Origin of the sequence: Acinetobacter sp. A2 (assembly GCF_048537555.1) — a bacterium.
Taxonomy (GTDB): Bacteria; Pseudomonadota; Gammaproteobacteria; order Pseudomonadales; family Moraxellaceae; genus Acinetobacter.
Window position 1 is genome coordinate 2,830,802 of sequence record NZ_CP183239.1, and the last position, 22,408, is coordinate 2,853,209.

The 22,408-nt window shown below is 42.3% G+C and carries 15 protein-coding genes, 2 tRNA genes and 3 rRNA genes; 9 read left to right on the top strand and 11 right to left on the bottom strand.

The window, feature by feature from the left end; translation table 11 throughout:
- Positions 1-28: 28 nt before the first annotated feature.
- Genes ileS through ACNS8M_RS13465 form a run of 3 tightly spaced genes read left to right on the top strand, consistent with a single transcriptional unit; the run spans position 29 to position 3,882 of the window.
- Entirely contained in the window at positions 29-2,875 is a 2,847-nt protein-coding gene (gene ileS / locus ACNS8M_RS13455) for an isoleucine--tRNA ligase (RefSeq protein WP_419224923.1), read from the top strand.
- Complete coding sequence (gene lspA, locus ACNS8M_RS13460) at positions 2,868-3,407, top strand: signal peptidase II (RefSeq protein ID WP_168419357.1); 540 nt, start codon at positions 2,868-2,870, stop codon at positions 3,405-3,407. Before ileS ends, lspA begins: the two co-directional genes overlap by 8 nt.
- Entirely contained in the window at positions 3,400-3,882 is a 483-nt protein-coding gene (locus ACNS8M_RS13465) for an FKBP-type peptidyl-prolyl cis-trans isomerase (RefSeq protein WP_168419358.1), read from the top strand. Before lspA ends, ACNS8M_RS13465 begins: the two co-directional genes overlap by 8 nt.
- Before the next feature lie 516 nt (positions 3,883-4,398).
- On the opposite strand, the gene ACNS8M_RS13470 is transcribed toward ACNS8M_RS13465, so the two are convergent.
- From ACNS8M_RS13470 to ACNS8M_RS13505, 8 genes are all read right to left on the bottom strand, one after another.
- On the bottom strand, positions 4,399-5,568 hold the full coding sequence (locus ACNS8M_RS13470; protein ID WP_419224924.1) for a PQQ-dependent sugar dehydrogenase: 1,170 nt from the start codon (positions 5,566-5,568) through the stop codon (positions 4,399-4,401).
- 170 nt (positions 5,569-5,738) lie between these two features.
- Positions 5,739-7,097: an MFS transporter gene (locus ACNS8M_RS13475; RefSeq protein WP_419224925.1), complete on the bottom strand. Its 1,359-nt coding sequence runs from the start codon at positions 7,095-7,097 to the stop codon at positions 5,739-5,741.
- 316 nt (positions 7,098-7,413) lie between these two features.
- Positions 7,414-7,528: ribosomal RNA gene (gene rrf / locus ACNS8M_RS13480) — 5S ribosomal RNA — on the bottom strand.
- Positions 7,529-7,751: 223 nt separating this feature from the next.
- A 23S ribosomal RNA gene (locus ACNS8M_RS13485) occupies positions 7,752-10,644 on the bottom strand.
- 402 nt (positions 10,645-11,046) lie between these two features.
- Positions 11,047-11,122, bottom strand: a tRNA-Ala gene (locus tag ACNS8M_RS13490).
- Positions 11,123-11,186: 64 nt separating this feature from the next.
- Positions 11,187-11,263, bottom strand: a tRNA-Ile gene (locus tag ACNS8M_RS13495).
- Between the two features lie 61 nt (positions 11,264-11,324).
- Positions 11,325-12,861 (bottom strand): 16S ribosomal RNA (locus ACNS8M_RS13500).
- The 16S, 23S and 5S rRNA genes sit together here with 2 tRNA genes alongside, the layout of an rRNA operon.
- 432 nt (positions 12,862-13,293) lie before the next feature.
- The gene (locus tag ACNS8M_RS13505; RefSeq protein WP_419224926.1) at positions 13,294-13,863 is read right to left on the bottom strand and encodes a peptidylprolyl isomerase; all 570 of its coding nucleotides are present in this window, start codon (positions 13,861-13,863) and stop codon (positions 13,294-13,296) included.
- Between the two features lie 98 nt (positions 13,864-13,961).
- On the opposite strand from ACNS8M_RS13505, the gene ACNS8M_RS13510 reads away from it, so the two are divergent.
- Positions 13,962-14,633 (top strand): acetoacetate decarboxylase family protein, encoded by a 672-nt coding sequence (locus ACNS8M_RS13510; protein WP_419224927.1) that lies wholly within the window; start codon positions 13,962-13,964, stop codon positions 14,631-14,633.
- 40 nt (positions 14,634-14,673) lie between these two features.
- Here ACNS8M_RS13510 and ACNS8M_RS13515 read toward each other — a convergent pair whose 3' ends face one another.
- On the bottom strand, positions 14,674-15,747 hold the full coding sequence (locus ACNS8M_RS13515) for an alpha/beta hydrolase (protein ID WP_419224928.1): 1,074 nt from the start codon (positions 15,745-15,747) through the stop codon (positions 14,674-14,676).
- A 206-nt stretch (positions 15,748-15,953) separates the two neighbouring features.
- Between ACNS8M_RS13515 and ACNS8M_RS13520 the strand changes: the two genes are divergently transcribed.
- Positions 15,954-16,421 (top strand): hypothetical protein, encoded by a 468-nt coding sequence (locus ACNS8M_RS13520; protein WP_419224929.1) that lies wholly within the window; start codon positions 15,954-15,956, stop codon positions 16,419-16,421.
- A 79-nt stretch (positions 16,422-16,500) separates the two neighbouring features.
- On the opposite strand, the gene ACNS8M_RS13525 is transcribed toward ACNS8M_RS13520, so the two are convergent.
- Both ACNS8M_RS13525 and ACNS8M_RS13530 read right to left on the bottom strand, forming a co-directional pair.
- Positions 16,501-16,959: a hypothetical protein gene (locus tag ACNS8M_RS13525; RefSeq protein ID WP_419224930.1), complete on the bottom strand. Its 459-nt coding sequence runs from the start codon at positions 16,957-16,959 to the stop codon at positions 16,501-16,503.
- 21 nt (positions 16,960-16,980) lie between these two features.
- Positions 16,981-17,334, bottom strand: coding sequence for a hypothetical protein (locus tag ACNS8M_RS13530; RefSeq protein WP_419224931.1), 354 nt, complete (start codon positions 17,332-17,334; stop codon positions 16,981-16,983).
- A gap of 762 nt (positions 17,335-18,096) precedes the next feature.
- On the opposite strand from ACNS8M_RS13530, the gene grpE reads away from it, so the two are divergent.
- The 4 genes from grpE to ACNS8M_RS13550 all read left to right on the top strand — a co-directional run bounded on the left by grpE (position 18,097) and on the right by ACNS8M_RS13550 (position 22,324).
- The gene (gene grpE / locus ACNS8M_RS13535; protein ID WP_419224932.1) at positions 18,097-18,636 is read left to right on the top strand and encodes a nucleotide exchange factor GrpE; all 540 of its coding nucleotides are present in this window, start codon (positions 18,097-18,099) and stop codon (positions 18,634-18,636) included.
- A 121-nt stretch (positions 18,637-18,757) separates the two neighbouring features.
- The gene (dnaK, locus tag ACNS8M_RS13540) at positions 18,758-20,695 is read left to right on the top strand and encodes a molecular chaperone DnaK (protein ID WP_168418716.1); all 1,938 of its coding nucleotides are present in this window, start codon (positions 18,758-18,760) and stop codon (positions 20,693-20,695) included.
- A gap of 196 nt (positions 20,696-20,891) precedes the next feature.
- The gene (locus tag ACNS8M_RS13545) at positions 20,892-21,806 is read left to right on the top strand and encodes a matrixin family metalloprotease (protein WP_419224933.1); all 915 of its coding nucleotides are present in this window, start codon (positions 20,892-20,894) and stop codon (positions 21,804-21,806) included.
- Positions 21,807-21,937: 131 nt separating this feature from the next.
- Positions 21,938-22,324 (top strand): hypothetical protein, encoded by a 387-nt coding sequence (locus tag ACNS8M_RS13550; protein WP_168418718.1) that lies wholly within the window; start codon positions 21,938-21,940, stop codon positions 22,322-22,324.
- Positions 22,325-22,408 lie beyond the last annotated feature (84 nt).

The window sequence follows — 22,408 nt, forward strand, 5'->3', positions numbered from 1 at the left end:
GGGCTGATTCAACTGGAAGACAACTTGCATGAGCGATAAGCAAACTCCTGAAAATGCAGTGGATTATAAAGCCACGCTGAACCTCCCAGGTACTGAATTTGCAATGAAAGCAAATCTGGCAGTACGTGAAGCGAAATGGTTAGAAGAGTGGTATGCTGACAACATTTATCAGCAGATTCGTGCATCGCGTATTGGCAAGAAAAAATATGTGCTTCACGATGGCCCTCCATACGCCAATGGTCAAATCCACTTAGGTCATGCGGTCAACAAAGTCCTCAAAGACATCATCATTAAAAGCCGTGTCATGGATGGCTATGATGCCCCTTATGTTCCAGGCTGGGACTGCCACGGTCTACCAATTGAGCTCAAAGTAGAAGAAAAAGTCGGTAAAGTTGGCGTTAAAGTTGATGCCTCAACTTTCCGTAAAGCCTGCCGTGAATATGCTTACACCCAAGTTGAATTACAGAAAAAAGACTTTGTGCGTATGGGCGTATTTGGTGATTGGGATAACCCTTACCTCACCATGAATTTCAAGCAAGAAGCCGACATCGTGCGTTCATTGGGTGCAATTGCCAAAGCAGGCCATATTGAACCTGGTCTAAAACCTGTGAATTGGTGTCTAGATTGTGGTTCTGCACTGGCAGAAGCCGAAGTTGAATATGAAGATAAAAAATCCGATGCGATTGACGTCGGTTTTGCTGTTGTTGATTTAGCCGATTTATCTGCACGTTTGGGCGTTCAAATTACCGATGCAACAGATATCGTGATTTGGACCACAACACCGTGGACATTGCCTGCCAACCAAGCTGTTGCCTTGCATGCCGAAATTGAATATCAATTGGTAAAAGCACGTAGCGACGAAAAAGCGGCACAAAACTTTATTTTGGCCAAAGAATTAGTACAGTCTGCAACTGAACGCTATGGCTTTAGCAGCTATGAAGTGTTGGCAGACTTTACTGGTGACAAACTTGAAAACCTGATCTTGCAACATCCACTGATTCAAGAGCGTCAAGTACCGGTAATTTTAGGTGAACACGTTACTGCTGCTAGCGGTACTGGTGCAGTACATACCGCTCCTGGACACGGTGTGGACGACTATAAAGTCGGTTTACAATACAACCTGAAAGTCGATAACCCGGTTGGTGGCAATGGTGTTTATTTACCAACCGCACCAATTTTTGCAGGCGAGCACATTTACAAAGCCAATCCGCAAATTATTGCTGCTTTGGCAGAAAGCAATAAGCTTTGGGCACATCACCCAATCAAGCACAGCTACCCACACTGCTGGCGTCATAAAACTCCAATTATTTTCCGTGCCACACCACAATGGTTTATCAGCATGGATAACCAAGGTTTACGTCAAGGTGCATTGAATGCGATCGAAAATGAGATCAGCTTCGTGCCAGATTGGGGTAAAAACCGTATTCAAGCCATGATTGAAGGCCGTCCAGACTGGTGTATTTCACGTCAGCGTACTTGGGGTGTGCCAATTCCATTCTTCGTTCACAAAGACACCAACGAATTACACCCTCGCACACCTGAATTGATTGAAGAAGTCGCGAAACTGATCGAGCAAGAAGGGATTGATGGCTGGTACAACCGTGAAGCCAAAGACTTCATTGGTGATGATGCCGAGCACTACAATGCAGTGCGCGATACATTAGATGTATGGTTCGACTCAGGGACAACCCACTACGCCGTACTACGTGAGCGTGAAGAACTACAAGACCCTGCCGATCTTTACCTTGAAGGTTCAGACCAACACCGTGGCTGGTTCCAGTCTTCATTACTGACCTCAATTGCTATCAATGAACGTGCACCATACAAAGGCTTGTTGACACACGGTTTCGTGGTCGATGAAAAAGGCCGTAAAATGTCGAAGTCATTGGGCAATATCATCACCCCACAAGACATCATTAAAGACATGGGTGCAGACGGCTTACGTTTCTGGATCGCATCTGCAGATTACCGCTATGAAATGACCGCAGGTAAGGAAATCTTTAGCCGCGCATCAGATGGTTATCGTCGTATCCGTAATACCTTGCGTTTCTTGTTGGCCAACTTGAATGGCTTTAAACCGTCAACAGATGCGCTTCCTGTAGATCAATTGATTGCTTTAGATCAATACATCCTACAACGTGCCGCTGAAGTGCAAAAAACCATTCAGCAAGCCTATGAAGATATGAACTTCCATATCGTAACCAGTGCGCTGACTAACTTCTGTATTAACGATTTGGGTGGCTTCTACCTCGACATCATCAAAGACCGTCAGTACACCACCAAAGCCGATTCTCAAGCACGTCATTCTGCACAAACAGCTTTGTATCACTTGGTTCAGGCTTTCGTACGCTGGATGGCACCTATCTTAAGCTTTACTGCTCAAGAAGCATGGCCGCTAATTCCTGAGCAATCAGAAAAATATGTGTTCACAGCAGAATGGTACGAAATTCCTGTAGCTTCTGAAGCAAACATGTTGGCAGAAGCCGAATGGCAAACCCTGATTGCCGTAAAATCTGCGGTGAACAAATTCATTGAAGCAGCACGTACGGCTAAAACAGTCGGCTCAAATCTGTCTGCAAAAGTTGAACTTTGGGCTAGTGATGAACTAAAAGCCATCATGGATAAATTGGGCGATGAGCTGCGTTTTGTCCTCATTACCTCTCAAGTGATTGTGAATGGCTTTGATGCAGCGCAAGGTGAAGCTTCAGACCTTGAAGGTTTAAATGTGAAAGTCTCTGCGGCAGATGGTGAAAAATGTGTACGTTGCTGGCACGTTTTGCCAGATGTGAATACACATTCTGCACATCCAGGCTTATGCTCACGTTGTATTATCAACCTTCCAACAGGTCAAGGCGAAGAGAGAAAATATGCCTAATCCACAACACAAAAAGGGCTTATTCCAGTTTTATCCGCACAATTTATGGTGGATTGGCTTGTCCATTGTCGCGATTATTCTCGACCAATGGACCAAATGGATTGCAGTCTCGCATCTAAACTATGCAGACCCTGTACCTGTATTGCCCTTTTTGAATTGGACGTTATTGCATAACTATGGCGCAGCCTTTAGTTTCTTGTCCGATGCAGGTGGATGGCAGCGCTATTTCTTTACCTCACTGGCAGGTTTAGTGTCTGTAATTTTTGTATTTTGGCTGATGCGTATGCCAAAAAACATCATCGTACTGCCTTTGGCAATTGCCTTAATTTTAGGCGGTGCGATTGGGAATTTAATTGATCGGGTCAGCCTCGGTTACGTGGTCGATTTTATTCACGTGTATTACAACAACAGCCACTTCCCTGCCTTTAATATTGCAGACAGTGCCATCACCCTTGGCACCATTCTGTTGTTAATTGATACGTTTTTCCTAGAAAAACACCGAATTGAACGTGCGCAGGCGCAACATGACTGAACTAATTAACCCAAATGACGAAACCCGTATTGAAGATGGCTCAAAAGTCGAGTTGCACTTTTCAGTGGCCATTGAAGATGGGGTAGAAATTGACAACACCCGTAGCCGTGCTGAACCTGTTAGCTTGGTGATGGGCGATGGTAGCTTGTTACCAGGTTTTGAAAAGTCATTGTTTGGCTTACGTGCAGGTGACCGTCGTACCGTGAGCCTTCCACCAGAAGAAGCTTTTGGCCCGTGGAACCCTGAAAATGTCCAAACATTTGATACGGTTAAATTTGAACAGCGCCCAATTGAAGGGCACATGATTGAATTTGAAGATAAAGCCAAACAAAGTCTGTATGGCGTGGTTAAATCTGTAAACGATGATGTGACAGAAGTAGACTTTAACCATCCTTTAGCAGGTAAAAATATTACCTTTGAAGTCGAAATTTTTAGAGTGACTCCAGCAGGACAACAAGGCATTAAGTTGATGTAACTGAGCTCAATTTAAACCCATCCTTGCAAAATACACCCCAAGTGAATGATTTTTTTACTTGGGGTATTTTTATTAACACGCTTTCATAAATCATAAATGATCAATAAAATTAGTATTGAGAATCTCTTAGCCTTGGGGAGAAAGCGAGGATGAGGGAGTATTGAATTATGGTCTTAAAAGGATTGATGATAAAAGTCTATTGAATAAGATAATTATTAAATATAATCAATCACTTAAATTTTAATAACCCTCTTTATTGATCTTCATTTTACGAATATACCGTTGTACGTTTTAGCTTACAATAACTGCAGAAAATTGACGCTAGGCAAATCACAGTTTTAATTTTATATTTAAGTCATACAGAAACAGGAAGTTTCTAAAAGCAAGAATAACAATAATAAATCAATATAACGGCAGGACGCTGAAAGGTATAACAGGAGTAATACCGAGTAATAAATCTGAAAAAGCCCCGACATGAAGTTGGGGCTTTTTTCTAACCTAAATTTGATTTTGGGTTTATTTGGCTGTTAATTTTAGTAATCTGGCAGACTTTCCATCTTCAATTACCCAAATATTGCCATCTTTGGCTTGTAACAGCCCACGAATTCGCTGTCCTATTGGCAAACGCTGTATTTCCTGCGCAGGCTTTGTTTGTGTATCAACCACAATGATTGCTTGAGACGACAAGCCGCCTAACAATGCTTTATTTTTCCATTGTGGAAACACATCCCCCGTATAAAAAATCAAACTTGAAGGTGAAATTACTGGGGTCCAATCCAACACTGGGGCTTTGAACTCAGGCCGTGTAGCATGGTCTGGAATAGGCAAGCCATTATAATGATCACCATTTGACACCAAGGGATAACCGTAGTTCTGACCTTTTACAATCACATTCAGCTCATCACCGCCCTTAGGACCCATTTCTGCAACCCATAGCTGTCCTTTAGCATCAAACGCCATACCTAAAGGGTTGCGATGCCCTAAACTCCAGACTTGCTTAGCAATCTCTCCATGTTGCTGAAATGGATTGTCATTGGGTGATGTGCCATCTGCATTTAAGCGCAAAATTTTACCTAAATTACCTTTTAAATCTTGAGCAGGTTCAAACTTTTGCCGCTCACCAGAGCTAATCCATAACTTACCATCAACACCGAATTGCATACGGTGTGCATAATGCCCCTGCCCAGATACTTTAGGCGTTTGCTGCCAGATTCGCTGAATTTGAGTTAATTTTGGGGCAGATTTTACATCCAATAAAAGCTTGGCTCGAATCACGACAGCACCGTAGCCACCCATGCCTGATTCAGCATAGCTTAAATAAATAAACTGATTCTGCTGAAAATTGGGGTCTAATACGACATCCCCCAAACCACCCTGACCACCATAGGCCACTCGAGGCACAGCTTGAACATCTAAAATTTGGCGGGTTTTGGGATTAAAAAGTTTTAATTTTCCTGCTTTCTCTGTAATTAATAACTGGCCGTTGGGTAATTCTACGAACGCCCATGGTTCATTAAAATCTGCAATAGCGTGTACTTGATAGCTTTGTAAGCTTTGCGGAGAGTTAGATGCTGCAGCAACCGCCTTATTGTGCTGCTCAGTATCTATCTGTGCACTACATCCTGTCGTAAAACACAGTAATAACAACGATGCACATAAACTGCTGCTTTGATATATGTTTCGCATTTTTAGCACCTGTATTGTTTATTGTATTCTTATCACATGACATGATAGTCCATAAATACCAAACCTTATTTAGGCCAAATGTAGGAAAAATTTTAAATTTCAGATATTAAAAGCAAAAAATTAAGGAGCAATGCTCCTTAATTTTAATGTTCAGTGACATTCATGCGTCATTAACTATAAGATCGACTGGCTTTTTTAACCACACTTGGCTCAGTCACTACCTGTGATGTACTTTGTAAACGAATCAATGCCACAGCAATCGCACCAATGACTGCTGGAATTGCGACCGCCAAGAAGTTCATTTTATGCGGCAAATCCATGCCTAAAAGAATGCCAATAATAATTGGTCCTACAATCGCACCAACACGACCAACAGCCGAAGCACAGCCAATCCCTGTAGAGCGAATGGTCAGTGGATAATACTGCGCAACAAAGCTATACAGCAAAATACTACTACCAATCGCCGAAGCACCTGCCATTGCAACCAATAGGTAAATTACAGGCTGTGGTGAGTTAAAGCCTAATCCGACTAGCGAGAAAGCACCTAGCAAGAACATGCCAATAATCACAGGCTTTAGATGGAAACGGTCTGCTAAAATACCACCACCAATAGTACCAATTACAGCACCAATATTCATTGCCATCAGGAACATTAAGCTGTTACCTAACGAGTAACCCGCTGCCATCATCAGTTTTGGTAACCAACTGCCTAAAGCATATACCATCAACAAACACATAAAGAAGCAGCACCAGAACAACAAAGTACTCATACTGCGGCCATTTTTAAATAAGGCTGCAATAGATGCATCTGGTGTTTGAACTTCATTTAAGACAAACTGTGTTTGACTGCTGATATTTTCTTGCGGACTGATCTGCTGAACGATATGACGTGCACGCTCATATTGTTGCTTTTTCACCAAAAATGTTAATGACTCTGGTAAGAAAAACCACAATAAAGGCAATGCCAATAAAGGCAGTCCTGCAATATAGAACATGATTTCCCAACCAAAACTTGGGGTTAACCATGCACCTAGTAAAGCAGCTAAAATACCACCTACTGCATAACCACTGAACATAGTGGTAACTAAAGTACTACGCATTTTTTGCGGTGCATATTCAGAAGTCAAGGCAACCAAGTTTGGCAGCACACCACCAATCCCTAAGCCTGCAATAAAGCGTAAAATACCAAATTCTGTTGGGGTAGAAGCAAAGCCTCCCCAAAAGGTAAAGCCACTAAATAAAGTCACACAGATCAGAATGACATTTTTACGGCCAATTTTGTCTGCCAACATACCAAATAGCATGGCACCAAACATCATACCCGCCAAGGCAGTACTGGCAAGCATGCCTGCTTGCACAGCGGTCATATTCCATTCTTGCATCAGTAGTGGTAAAGCCACACCGTTAATCGCCAAATCATAACCGTCAAAAATAACGACAAATACGCACCAAAGTACAATTTTTAAATGAAAAGGTTTAAACTTTGCTTGATCCACTACAGCATTCACATTCATTGTTGTTGCTGTCATTTTTCCCTCACCTCCAATTGTGAGATTTTTATTTTATAAAAAATGAATGATTATTCACTTTTGTATATAAAATGAATCATTATTCATTTTTTGTCTACAGCAAAAACTTAACTCTGAATACTTTTCTCAAAAACTTAGACTAAAGTTGTAGATAAACTCGACCAAATAGACTTGAATACACTTCTTATAATTTGCTAGTTATTTTATTTTTCACATGATTTATTGTTTTAAATATCTTATTTTTACTATTATCTCCTTCACTTTATTCCTCCATAAAAAAACACCCTCAACGTTAGTTGAGGGTGTTTGAATAATGAGCTGGCGATGACTTACTCTCACATGGGTAACCCCACACTACCATCAGCGCGAAGAGGTTTCACTTCTGAGTTCGGGAAGGGATCAGGTGGTTCACTCTTGCTATTGTCGCCAGCACAACTGTTATGGACTTGTTCGGGTCTTAGTTACATTGCTTAAGCTCGATGCTTTCGCTTGTAATGCCTTACTTAGTTCCAAATGAGTTATTAACAGGTTGGCTATTGTATCTGAAATTTCATGTTCAGCAAGGGCTGAATCAAGATATTTGATCTGATCAGGTTTAAGTGATCTTTTATGAATCGATTGATGCTTGTGATACAACAACTGTTTGGGTGTTGTATAGTCAAGCCTCACGAGCAATTAGTATTGGTCAGCTTCACATATCGCTATGCTTCCACATCCAACCTATCAACGTCGTAGTCTTCAACGGCTCTTTAGGAGGCATAAAGCCTCGGGGAAATCTTATCTTGAGGTAGGCTTCCCGCTTAGATGCTTTCAGCGGTTATCCCTTCCGAACATAGCTACCCGGCGATGCGACTGGCGTCACAACCGGTACACCAGAGGTTCGTCCACTCTGGTCCTCTCGTACTAGGAGCAGATCCTCTCAAATTTCCAGCGCCCACGGTAGATAGGGACCGAACTGTCTCACGACGTTCTAAACCCAGCTCGCGTACCTCTTTAAATGGCGAACAGCCATACCCTTGGGACCTGCTTCAGCCCCAGGATGAGATGAGCCGACATCGAGGTGCCAAACACCGCCGTCGATATGAACTCTTGGGCGGTATCAGCCTGTTATCCCCAGAGTACCTTTTATCCGTTGAGCGATGGCCCTTCCATACAGAACCACCGGATCACTAAGACCTACTTTCGTACCTGCTCGACTTGTGGGTCTCGCAGTTAAGCGCGCTTTTGCCTTTATACTCTACGCGTGATTTCCGACCACGCTGAGCGCACCTTCGTACTCCTCCGTTACTCTTTAGGAGGAGACCGCCCCAGTCAAACTACCCACCAGACATGGTCCTCGTCCCGGATAACGGGACAGAGTTAGAACCTCAACATTACCAGGGTGGTATTTCAAGGACGGCTCCACTCGAACTAGCGTCCGAGTTTCAAAGCCTCCCACCTATCCTACACAAGTAAGGTCAAAGTTCAATGTCAAGCTGCAGTAAAGGTTCACGGGGTCTTTCCGTCTAGCCGCGGGTACACCGCATCTTCACGGCGAATTCGATTTCACTGAGCCTCTGCTGGAGACAGCGCCGCCATCATTATGCCATTCGTGCAGGTCGGAACTTACCCGACAAGGAATTTCGCTACCTTAGGACCGTTATAGTTACGGCCGCCGTTTACTGGGGCTTCGATCAAGAGCTTCGCTTACGCTAACCCCATCAATTAACCTTCCAGCACCGGGCAGGCATCACACCCTATACGTCCACTTTCGTGTTTGCAGAGTGCTATGTTTTTAATAAACAGTTGCAGCGGCCTGGTTTCTGAGGCTGTCGACAGCTCAAGGAGCAAGTCCTATCACCATCAACAGCGTACCTTCTCCCGAAGTTACGGTACCATTTTGCCTAGTTCCTTCAGCAGAGTTCTCTCAAGCGCTTTGGTCTACTCGACCTGACCACCTGTGTCGGTTTCGGGTACGATTCCAGTGTAACTGAAGCTTAGAGACTTTTCCTGGAAGCAGGGTATCAGCCACTTCACTGTACAAGTACAGCTTGCTATCAGATCTCAGCATAGAGCACCCCGGATTTGCCTAAGATGCATGCCTACTTCCTTTCACCTGGACAACCAACGCCAGGCTGACTTAACCTTCTCCGTCCTCTCATCGCATTACACTGAAGTATTGGAATATTAACCAATTTCCCATCGACTACGCCTCTCGGCCTCGCCTTAGGGGTCGACTCACCCAGCCCCGATTAACGTTGGACTGGAACCCTTGGTCTTTCAGCGAACGGGTTTTTCACCCGTTTTGTCGTTACTCACGTCAGCATTCGCACTTCTGATACCTCCAGCAGACTTCTCAATCCACCTTCGTCGGCTTACAGAACGCTCCCCTACCACGTATACAAAGTATACATCCGCAGCTTCGGCACATAGTTTTAGCCCCGTTACATCTTCCGCGCAGGCCGACTCGACTAGTGAGCTATTACGCTTTCTTTAAAGGGTGGCTGCTTCTAAGCCAACCTCCTAGCTGTCTATGCCTTCCCACATCGTTTCCCACTTAACTATGATTTTGGGGCCTTAGCTGGCGGTCTGGATTGTTTTCCTCTTGACTACGGACGTTAGCACCCGCAGTCTGTCTCCCGGATAGTACTCATTGGTATTCGGAGTTTGCATCGGTTTGGTAAGTCGGGATGACCCCCTAGCCGAAACAGTGCTCTACCCCCAATGGTATTCGTCCGAGGCGCTACCTAAATAGCTTTCGGGGAGAACCAGCTATCACCGAGTTTGATTAGCCTTTCACCCCTATCCACAAGTCATCCCCTGGCTTTTCAACGACAGTGGGTTCGGTCCTCCAGTTAGTGTTACCCAACCTTCAACCTGCTCATGGATAGATCACCCGGTTTCGGGTCTATACCCAGCAACTAGACGCCCTATTAAGACTCGATTTCTCTACGGCTCCCCTATGCGGTTAACCTCGCTACTGAATATAAGTCGCTGACCCATTATACAAAAGGTACGCAGTCACCGAACAAGTCGGCTCCCACTGCTTGTATGCATGCGGTTTCAGGATCTATTTCACTCCCCTCACAGGGGTTCTTTTCGCCTTTCCCTCACGGTACTGGTTCACTATCGGTCAGTCAGGAGTATTTAGCCTTGGAGGATGGTCCCCCCATATTCAGACAAGGTTTCACGTGCCTCGCCCTACTCGTCATCATTATGTGTGCCCTTTCGTGTACAGGACTATCACCCACTATGGTTGCACTTCCCAGAGCATTCCACTAAAACACACATAACTTAATGGGCTTTTCCCCTTTCGCTCGCCGCTACTGAGGGAATCTCAATTGATTTCTTTTCCTACGGGTACTGAGATGTTTCACTTCCCCGCGTTCGCCTTGCAACACTATGTATTCATGTTGCAATACCTACCTTAAGGTAGGTGGGTTCCCCCATTCAGAAATCTCCGGATCAAAGGATATTTGCCGCCTCCCCGGAGCTTTTCGCAGGCTATCACGTCTTTCTTCGCCTCTGACTGCCAAGGCATCCACCACATGCACTTAATTACTTGACTATACAACCCCAAACAGTCGTTAACCCCTACAAGTAGGGTTAAGACAATTAAATAAATATAAAATATTTATTTAATTCACAGTTTGATGTCTTGTGCACTTAAGCACTGTACAGCTTCAATTAGATTCATATACCAAAACGCTTGATTCAGTTAATTTGCTAGTTCTCATTTCAATTCGTAATTAAACCGTAACACCGAAGCATTACTGTCAATCTTGAATTAAATGAGTTGAACAATTTATTTCAGACTCAATTTTGCCAATCTGTTAATGATTTCCTACCGCCTCGTCAGCGAGTAGTTCACTGTGATAAATCACAGAATTTAATAAATCATTAAATCTTTACGATTTAACCTATTTACTAAATTCTGTAATCTTTAGCTTATCCCGTACTTAAAAGTACGTGGTGGAGACTAGGAGAGTCGAACTCCTGACCTCCTGCGTGCAAAGCAGGCGCTCTACCAACTAAGCTAAGTCCCCAGCTTATCAATAAGTCAATGTTTCTGATTTCCGTTTACTCTGCAATCTCTTGCGTCGTCAGTAGTGGTGGGTCTGACAAGACTTGAACTTGTGACCCCACGCTTATCAAGCGTGTGCTCTAACCAACTGAGCTACAGACCCTCAGATACATCGTCATGAAGAACAACTTGTTGTGGATTCTTACCAATCGTCAATCTTTCGTTAAGGAGGTGATCCAGCCGCAGGTTCCCCTACGGCTACCTTGTTACGACTTCACCCCAGTCATCGGCCACACCGTGGTAAGCGTCCTCCTTGCGGTTAGACTACCTACTTCTGGTGCAACAAACTCCCATGGTGTGACGGGCGGTGTGTACAAGGCCCGGGAACGTATTCACCGCGGCATTCTGATCCGCGATTACTAGCGATTCCGACTTCACGCAGTCGAGTTGCAGACTGCGATCCGGACTACGATCGGCTTTTTGAGATTAGCATCACATCGCTGTGTAGCAACCCTTTGTACCGACCATTGTAGCACGTGTGTAGCCCTGGCCGTAAGGGCCATGATGACTTGACGTCGTCCCCGCCTTCCTCCAGTTTGTCACTGGCAGTATCCTTAAAGTTCCCATCCGAAATGCTGGCAAGTAAGGAAAAGGGTTGCGCTCGTTGCGGGACTTAACCCAACATCTCACGACACGAGCTGACGACAGCCATGCAGCACCTGTATGTAGATTCCCGAAGGCACCAATCCATCTCTGGAAAGTTTCTACTATGTCAAGGCCAGGTAAGGTTCTTCGCGTTGCATCGAATTAAACCACATGCTCCACCGCTTGTGCGGGCCCCCGTCAATTCATTTGAGTTTTAGTCTTGCGACCGTACTCCCCAGGCGGTCTACTTATCGCGTTAGCTGCGCCACTAAAGGATCAAATCCCCCAACGGCTAGTAGACATCGTTTACGGCATGGACTACCAGGGTATCTAATCCTGTTTGCTCCCCATGCTTTCGCACCTCAGTGTCAGTATTAGGCCAGATGGCTGCCTTCGCCATCGGTATTCCTCCAGATCTCTACGCATTTCACCGCTACACCTGGAATTCTACCATCCTCTCCCATACTCTAGCCAACCAGTATCGAATGCAATTCCCAAGTTAAGCTCGGGGATTTCACATTTGACTTAATTAGCCACCTACGCGCGCTTTACGCCCAGTAAATCCGATTAACGCTCGCACCCTCTGTATTACCGCGGCTGCTGGCACAGAGTTAGCCGGTGCTTATTCTGCGAGTAACGTCCACTCTTCTCAGGTATTAACTAAGAGAGCCTCCTCCTCGCTTAAAGTGCTTTACAACCAAAAGGCCTTCTTCACACACGCGGCATGGCTGGATCAGGGTTCCCCCCATTGTCCAATATTCCCCACTGCTGCCTCCCGTAGGAGTCTGGGCCGTGTCTCAGTCCCAGTGTGGCGGATCATCCTCTCAGACCCGCTACAGATCGTCGCCTTGGTAGGCCTTTACCCCACCAACTAGCTAATCCGACTTAGGCTCATCTATTAGCGCAAGGTCAAATGATCCCCTGCTTTCTCCCGTAGGACGTATGCGGTATTAGCATTCCTTTCGGAATGTTGTCCCCCACTAATAGGCAGATTCCTAAGCATTACTCACCCGTCCGCCGCTAGGTTAGTTACCGAAGCAACCTCCCCCGCTCGACTTGCATGTGTTAAGCCTGCCGCCAGCGTTCAATCTGAGCCATGATCAAACTCTTCAGTTAAAATCATTTTGAACCTTTAATCTAAGGCTCCAAATCTGGCTCATCAATTTTCTGACTTAAATTTCGCTCAAATAAACTTCGAGTAATTTAAACCAATCAATCAATGATAATATTTCGATCAATCAATCAGTAAAAATCCACACAAGTTGTTCTTCATAATCTCTTAATGATCTTATTTTCACTTCGTCAGTAAAAATATAACGCAAAACTTTCTCTGCAACTTAACCCTGTGAGCTAAGTTTCTAAGTTGTTTCGCGTCGGGATGGGTGCATTATAGGGCAATTTCCTACACGTGCAAGTGCTTTTAACTGCTTGCTTTCACGAGTGTTGCATTTTTACGCACCATATTGGCTCATAAATACACAAAACACCCTGTAAATACTTAATTTTAAATAAAAATATCTTTTTTATATTTTTATCATCAATCTTTACTTATTTTGCAGCAACCGCTGGCTTGACCGTAACACTTAGAATTTTAACCGCTTGTTTAGGTACATTTTGGTGCATCCCATAGTTGCCCGTCGGTACTTTCACTATACGATCTACCACATCCATACCTTTAGTGACTTTACCAAATACTGCATAACCTGCATTTCGAGGGCTTCGATTTAAGAAGTCGTTATCTGCCACATTAATAAAGAATTGGCTGCTTGCAGAATCGGGATGATTCATACGTGCCATTGCCAAAGTACCGCGTGTGTTCTTCAAGCCATTGCCTGATTCATTGCGAATGGTCGCTTTGGTTGGTTTTTCTTGCATCTTGGCATCCATACCACCGCCTTGCACCATGAAGCCTGGAATCACACGGTGGAAGATTGTGCCATTATAGAAATTTGACTTGGCATAATCTTCAAAGTTTTTTGCAGAAATAGGCGCTTTGTCATTAAACAACTCAATTTCTATATTGCCCATGCTGGTTTTCATTTCAATAATGCTGTTTGCCGCCATTACATTAAAGCTCATCGCCATTGCGGCAAGTGTGAACATACTTTGTTTTAACATTTACTTGGCAATCCATCTGTGTTGTATTCGGAATTCGTCTATATTAATAAGATTACGAAAATAAATCAGTGGCTATTTTTTATCACGCTGGAAAACTTATGTATAAAAATAATTCAGATCATACCGAGCTGTGTTTGCCGCCTTGGTTGTTGCAAGGTGAAGCCTATATTCTAAATTATTGGCTCAGCTCCTCTGCTTTAAAACAGGCACAGATTTTTGGCTTAACACCTTCAGCATTTGGGCGTGTGGTACAAGTCATGTTGGTGCGCTATGCACAAAGTCCAATTGGCGCCTATGATGAACTGCTGATTTTAGATCATCCCGTATTGCAGCAACGTGTGTTATCCAATATTCCCAAGATTTTTGTTTCCACAGAATCTTCTGTTCAGCATGGGCAACAACTTTGGGGGATTCCTAAAGAATTGGCCACATTTGAATGGCAGACGCATGCTCAGCAAAGCACTTGTAACATTCGACAGGCAGATTTAGAACTCTGTATTCGATTTGAGCAGCACGCAAAAGGTCGATGCATCAATGTAAATAGTCAATATCTACCCGCTGCATTATTAAAGATCACACAAATGTGGCAAGGTGAATGTTATCGCTTTAGTCCTTCATTTCGTGGTCAATTGATACCACTGAAACAAGTTTCTTGGCAACCCAACTCCTCATTATTTCCAGATGTTTCCCAGGCACGTTTATTGACTGGCTTTTACGTGCCTGCATTTGAACTGATTTTTCCTGAAGCCAAAATTCATTCTAAGAAATAAAGTTCCACGTGAAACAAATTGAACCCAGATATACAGATTTTTAATGGCGAGGACGATCCCAAAATTTTCTAAAGTTTTCACACATTTCAATGCTAAGTTTTTTAGCACGGCTCGACACAAAACTCAGGTTAATAAAGCCATGTGCCTGATCTAAATATTCAACATACTTAGCCGTCACCTGATTTTGACGTAATTTATGTGCATAAATTTCAGCTTCATCGTGCAGCACATCATGCCCTGCTGTGACCACAAAAGCAGACGCTAGTTTTTTCAACTTCCCAAAAGTTGGAGAAATAATCGGATCATCCAAAGCCACTTGGTGCTGCGTAGCGTAGTGATGCGTCACGAAATCTATATCTTGCTCTGTGAGCACTAAGCCATCTTTATAGGCAAAAAATGAAGGGTGTCGGCTTTTAAAATCCAATGCAGGATAAATCAGGAACTGTGCCTCGGGTGCATAGGCACTGTGCACACTACGCTGCGCAACCACTGCCGCAATATTACCGCCAGCACTATCACCCGCCACCGCAATACGGTTTTTTAAAATTTTCATTTGACGACGATGTTGATAAGCCCACGCCAAAGCCTCTTCACAGACCTGAATAATCTGCTGTGGACTAGCTTCAGGTGCAAGTGGATACGCCACACTCAACACTTGCGCATTGGCATGCACGGCCATCAAACGGCAGAATTCATCATGGCTGTCTAAACCACCCACCACAAAACCACCACCATGATAAAACACAATTAAAGGCAATTTCTTATGCGGTGCAGGATGATAATAACGGGCTGCAATATCACCGCTGGGTAAATTTAAGCGAACCTCTTCCACACGCTTGACTGCTGTAGGCGTACTGGCAATAGATTCGATTTGACGGTCAAATTGCTGCCTGGACTGAATGGGGTCTGCACCAATAAAACCAACTTTACCTTGCTTTAACTGTGCCGCCATCATGCATTTAATAAAAGGATCAAGGTCTGGATATTGATAAGGATAAGCCAAGACCTGCGCCAAGGCTTCATGCGCTCGATCGGGTAATTTATTTAAAAGACGCGCAGCCGTTCCCTGCCCTTTGTGCAACCTCTGTTTAAGCGATGAATTCAAGATTTGCATGATTGTTCCTTTTTATATGCGTAAATTCTTCATCATTTCTTCATGATTAAATGCAAAATGACCATTTTGTTATACAAGTGCTTCAATCGTTATACATATCTAAACTTACTATACGCTAACCTGCTTTTATGACGCTGTCATTGACAATTTAGCTGCCCATTATGCATGTTTCATGCAAATTCATAGATTGGCTCAGGAGGTGGAACATGGCTAAAAAACTGATATTACTCTCATGCGCTACTGCTTTTTTAGCCGTAGGCTGTGTCGCATTTCCTGAAGATGGTTACTACGATGGTCGCTATGATCCTCGTTATGAACGCCGCCATGATTATGATGATCGACGTTATGACTATGATCGTCAGCGTTGGGAATATCAACAACGCCAACAACGGGTAGAATTAGAACGTCGCAAGCGTGAAATTGAGCGTCGTGAATGGGAGCAAAACCGACAAAAGCAATTGCAACAGCAACGGCAAAAACACGAGCAAGAACGCCAGCGTTTAGCTGAGCAACGTAAACGACTTTCGGAACAACAGCGCAAGCAGCTTGAACAAAAACGTAAACAGCAAGTCGAAGCTGAACGTAAAAAACGTGAAGATATACGTAAACGCATGCAACAACAGCGTGATGCACAACAAAAACGCTGGCAGGAAAACCGTAAAGAGCGTGATTAAGAAAGGCATGAAACATGCCTTTCTCACACGTGATAATCAGACTGTAAACAAAAAAATATTACTTATAAAACTAAATGAGTTACCACTCTCTTGCTGGTGTACAAGATTCAGCAATAATTCTATCCAAAACCCCTGATTCACCAAATTTGAGTACAACTTCAATACAATTAGCAAGATAAACTCTAGCTTGCTGATTATAAAAACTATCTTTCAAAGACTCTTTATTTGATTCAGGAATAATATTAGGAGCCAAGCTAATTACAAACAAAATAAAATTAGAGTTTGTAAAATCAGGTACAAGCATTGGAGCTCTAAGTTCTTTGAGCTTGATTACATCCATTTTTTCAAGAATAGACCCCGATTGAATTATCAAACTGTAAGCCATTCTTTCTTTGTCTTTAGGAAAACTACTATTAGCGAGAATTGCCCACTCAGACATAGGTCTTAAAGATTTTTCATCAGCTTCTTTGTACTTTCTAAAATGATTAGATACTAGTAAAAATAAAATTATCATGCCTACTACAAACCAAATAAGCATATTTATCTCCTTTTAAAGTTATTATTTTTTTGATTTCTTCGCAGCAATTATCAGTTTGTCAGCCACAAACTTCGATGCATATACTTTGTATTCTGAATTATCTATAAGAATAGCAAAGGAAATAGCTATCTTATCTATTTGTTCAAATTGAGAAATACGTGAAGGATTACCTTCAATAAAATTTAATAACTCAGAATAAGTAACATCATTTAGAAGTATTGTCATTTCCTTTGGATTCTTTTCCAAAAAATCAGATGTATAGAGAATAATCTTTTGAAAATCTTTATAATTCCCCTCTAACCTTTCAGGTTTTTTAAAGTAAAAGATGAATAAAAGTATTATAAAAATAATACTTATAACAATGAAAACCGGCATAACCAAACTCTGTAAAAAAAAGCAAAATTTACTCTATATCCAATACTAACCATCTCTTCGACGAATTTTTTTTAACCATTTGCAATATATAAAATTGGTTTTTAATTTTATTAAAATCAACTAAGAATGATTATTTTTAATTTTAGCATATTAAAATTTCATAAATATTGTTTTCTTCTTAGACCAGCAAAGACACAAAAAAAAGCTCTATAAAAATTTAACTCATCAAGCAAAAAAAAGGCTTATCCAGAGGTTGGATAAGCCAGAAAACACATTTAACAATACACCAGAAACTACAGCGACATAGCATCCATGTACAAAGAATAAGTAGCGTATAGACTGTTGTAAAATATTTAATTTCTCTGAAATTATTTGTTTTAGCTCTTACTTAACACACCATTAGCACAGCAACTTGATGAAAGCTAAAATATAAAACTGGAAGCACCAGATCAACCCCTATACAAATCTATTACTTTTCTGCTTTCAAACCCATTTTTAAGCCCCAAAATGCCGCATCATTTTTGCTTCAAACCCTCCTTCACTTGCAACATTAAAGTGCGGAAAAGTCGTTATTTTTAGTTAAAGTTCAAAGCAAAATAAAATTAATCTGCAAAGACGCTTGAATTTTATCTGCCCTGCCCCGATTTCTTAGCTAATTACGAACTTCTCGAACCATGGCAGTTCAGCAATAACGCAGTTTGCATTAGCACTGACGCCAAAGGACTGTACATGTTTAAAAACCCATTTAAACGGAGTAAATCAATGGCAACTGAGCAGAACGAGCAAACTCAAGACCTTGAGCAAGCGCAAACGGAACCACAAATAGCGCAAGATACTGAGCAAGCAGAAGTTTCCGTTGAATCTTTACAAGAACAACTGAGCAAACTTGAAGAAAGCCTAAAACTGGAAAAAGCACGTACTGCCAATGCTGTTTACGAAGCTGAAAAAACCAAAGAACGCTTAGAACGTGAAGCAGATACCGCTAAAAAGTTTGCTTTGGAAAAGTTTGCCAAAGAGTTATTGGATTCTGTAGATAACCTTGAACGTGCCATTGCCGCCAATGGCGATGAAAAAACCGCATTGTCTGAAGGTGTGGAACTTACGTTGAAATCTTTACTCAGCACCTTAGAAAAATTTGGTGTCGTGGTGATTGATACAGCTAGCGGTTTCAATGCAGACCTACACCAAGCAGTGGGTATTGATCCAACTGCGAAAGCCAACGAAATTGGTAACGTGTTACAAAAAGGCTACACCCTACATGGTCGTTTACTACGCCCTGCAATGGTGATGGTTGGCGCTTAAGCCTTATAAATTCGAGGGTTGATAAAAAATTTTCATCTAAACAACTTGAAAAATTTTGATTGGCTCTCATATCGAATAACAAGTGAAAACATTGCAAAAGAATTTTTGAGGAAACATCCAAATGGCTAAAATCATTGGTATTGACTTAGGTACAACTAACTCATGTGTAGCGGTACTTGAAGGCGACAAAGTTAAAGTAATTGAAAACGCAGAAGGCGCACGTACAACTCCATCTATTATTGCGTATAAAGATGGCGAAATTCTTGTAGGTCAATCTGCAAAGCGTCAAGCGGTAACCAATCCAAAAAATACATTATTCGCTATTAAGCGTTTAATCGGTCGTCGTTATGAAGACCAAGCGGTACAAAAAGACATTGGTCTTGTACCTTACAAAATCATCAAAGCAGACAATGGTGATGCTTGGGTTGAAGTGAATGACAAGAAACTTGCGCCACAACAAATTTCTGCTGAAACTTTGAAAAAGATGAAAAAGACTGCCGAAGATTACTTAGGCGAAACGGTGACTGAAGCAGTAATTACTGTACCTGCGTACTTTAACGATGCGCAGCGTCAAGCAACGAAAGATGCGGGTAAAATTGCTGGTTTAGAAGTTAAACGTATCATTAACGAACCAACTGCTGCTGCCCTTGCATTTGGTATGGACAAGAAAGAAGGCGACCGTAAAGTTGCTGTGTATGACTTGGGTGGTGGTACTTTTGACGTATCTATCATTGAAATTGCAGACCTAGATGGCGATCAGCAAATTGAAGTGTTATCTACCAACGGTGATACTTTCCTAGGTGGTGAAGACTTTGACAATGCCTTGATCGAATACTTGGTTGAAGAGTTCAAAAAAGAACAAAACTTCAACTTAAAGCAAGATCCATTGGCGCTACAACGTCTAAAAGAAGCGGCTGAGAAAGCAAAAATCGAGCTTTCTTCTTCTAACGCAACTGAAATTAACTTGCCGTACATCACTGCAGATGCAACAGGTCCTAAGCACTTAGTGATTAACGTGACACGCGCTAAACTTGAAGGTTTAGTGGCAGACTTAGTTGCTCGTACTATTGAGCCATGTAAAGTTGCGCTTCAAGATGCTGGACTTTCAACTTCAGACATCTCTGACGTAATTTTAGTCGGTGGTCAATCACGTATGCCACTTGTACAACAAAAAGTACAAGAGTTCTTTGGCAAAGAACCACGTAAAGACGTGAACCCAGACGAAGCAGTTGCAATTGGTGCAGCGATTCAGGGTGCGGTATTGTCTGGTGACAAAACTGACGTATTGCTTCTAGACGTAACACCATTAACGCTTGGTATTGAAACGATGGGCGGTGTGTTGACGCCAATCATTGAGAAAAACACCACGATTCCTGCGAAGAAATCTCAAGTGTTCTCAACAGCAGCGGACAACCAGCCTGCGGTAGATATTTCGGTTTACCAAGGTGAGCGTAAAATGGCTCAACAAAACAAATTGTTGGGTAACTTCCAATTAGGTGACATTCCACCAGCGCCACGTGGTGTGCCACAAATTGAAGTATCGTTCGACATTAACGCTGACGGTATCTTGAAAGTATCTGCTAAAGACAAGAGCACAGGCAAAGAGCAATCAATTCAAATTAAAGCAAACTCTGGTTTGAGCGATGCTGAAATTGAAGCGATGATCAAAGATGCTGAAGCGAATGCTGAAGAAGACCGTAAGTTTGAAGAACTTGCAAAAGCACGTAACGAAGCCGATGCACTTGTTTCTTCAGCTCAAAAAGCAGTGAAAGACCTTGGTGAACAAGTCACTGCCGATGAGAAAACTGCGATCGAAACTGCGGTCACTGAACTTGAAGCAGTGACGAAAGAAAATGATGTAGATGCAATCAAAGCGAAAACTGAAGCATTGCAAAACATCATAATGCCAATTACACAACGTGCTTATGAAGCTGCACAAGGTCAAGGTGGTGCACAAGGTTTTGACCCGAATGCATTCCAAGGCGATGCAGGTCAACAAAAAGCTGACGATGGTGTCGTTGATGCTGAATTCACCGAAGTGAAAGATGACAAAAAATAATTTGTCGCTTTAACACAAACCAAAAACCGCGCTGCAAGCCATTGCAGTGCGGTTTTTTTTATGCTCAATGAATATGCATCTTTTTTTAAAACTTAGATTCTCAAATCAATACGCTAAAGCCTGAGAAACCTCTAAATAGATTGAGTTACTGCCCTGCTTTCGGCTACAGTAAGTCAAAAAAGGAAGTTGCTTGGCGATGCGTTTGTTTCTTTTGGGTGCAATCATACTGTTTGCTATTTTGCTGATTTATCAAAATATTCATCACCCTCATACACGGCACAATACCGCACTTGATCGATTGCAACATCCTTTAGACACACGCTTACGCTACCGTATTGCAGAACTAGACCCTCGTTTTGGATTGAGCCAAGCCGATCTGCTTCGCATCAGTCAGGAAGCTACCGATATTTGGAAACACGGTACGGGACAAGATTATTTTGTCTATGACCCGAAGGCCAAACTCGCAATTCATTTAATTTATGACCAACGACAAGATGAGTCTAATCAACGTCGTCAACAGCTCAGTGAAATTGAACAGCGTCAACAGTATTGGAATGAACAAAGCCAGCAAGTTCAGATGCTTAAACAGCAAATTGATGACAAAAATTCGCGACTTGCTGCTAAAAAAATGCAGTTTGAGCAGCAACTCGCACAATACAATCAACAAGTTCAGCAGATTAATCAAAGTGGTGGATTACATCCGTCACAACATGGGGTTTTTGCAGCCAAAAAGCAGGACATCCAGCAACACATGTGGAATTTGGAGCATGAAATTGCGCAATTTAATCAGCAAATTAATCAGCTTAATCAACAAGTAGATGCACTCAATCAACTGAATCAGGACATTGATGTATCTATACAACAATATAACATCCGCTTTCAACCTCGTTTATTTGATAAAGGCAGTTTTGATGGACGCGCTATCCGAATTTATGAGTTTCAATCTGAAGATGATTTACGCTTAACCTTGGCACATGAGTTTGGACATGCACTTGGCTTGCAACATCACAATGACCCACATGCCCTGATGTACCCCATGTTAAAAGATCAACAGTTGCACAATTTCCAACTCCGACCTGCTGATATTGATTTGCTACATGCACGGCATTAAATAATCAGGCCGAACTGAAACAACAAGACAGTCTGTCCCGCCGCATCATTACATAGGCATTACACGCGAAGAGGCAGCAAATTTACTCATTTCATGTTATTGTGGACGCTCTGTATAACCCTGAACGATCTGTGGAGATTCATGTGAGTTACTACCATATTCTGATTGAAGTAAATGACCACATCAGCACGATTGAACAAACCCGTGATATCGAAATTTTTGATATTGTTGAGCTTCAACCTTATCTCCACTCGATTTTATTGCCATATTTTAATGAGCAAATCATTGAATTAGATGATGAAAATATTGAATACAAAGATATTTTGCATCTTGAAGTTAGACAGACCTTACTTCCAATTGAGCATTTAATTGAAGAAGAACAACGTCTACTACCAAGTGATACAGACATCACCATTTCAGCCTACGAAATTTTTAATAATCGTGAATTAAGCCAAGATGTCACGACTGTGATTTTTGATTTGCTCGAAGCTGTGAAGATTGATACCTCTGCGGTATAAATATTGAGCTTTAGCTAAAATATAAAAAAGGTCTGCAATGAAAGCAGACCTTTTTTTTATGCAAACACATTGTTTTTGTTGAGA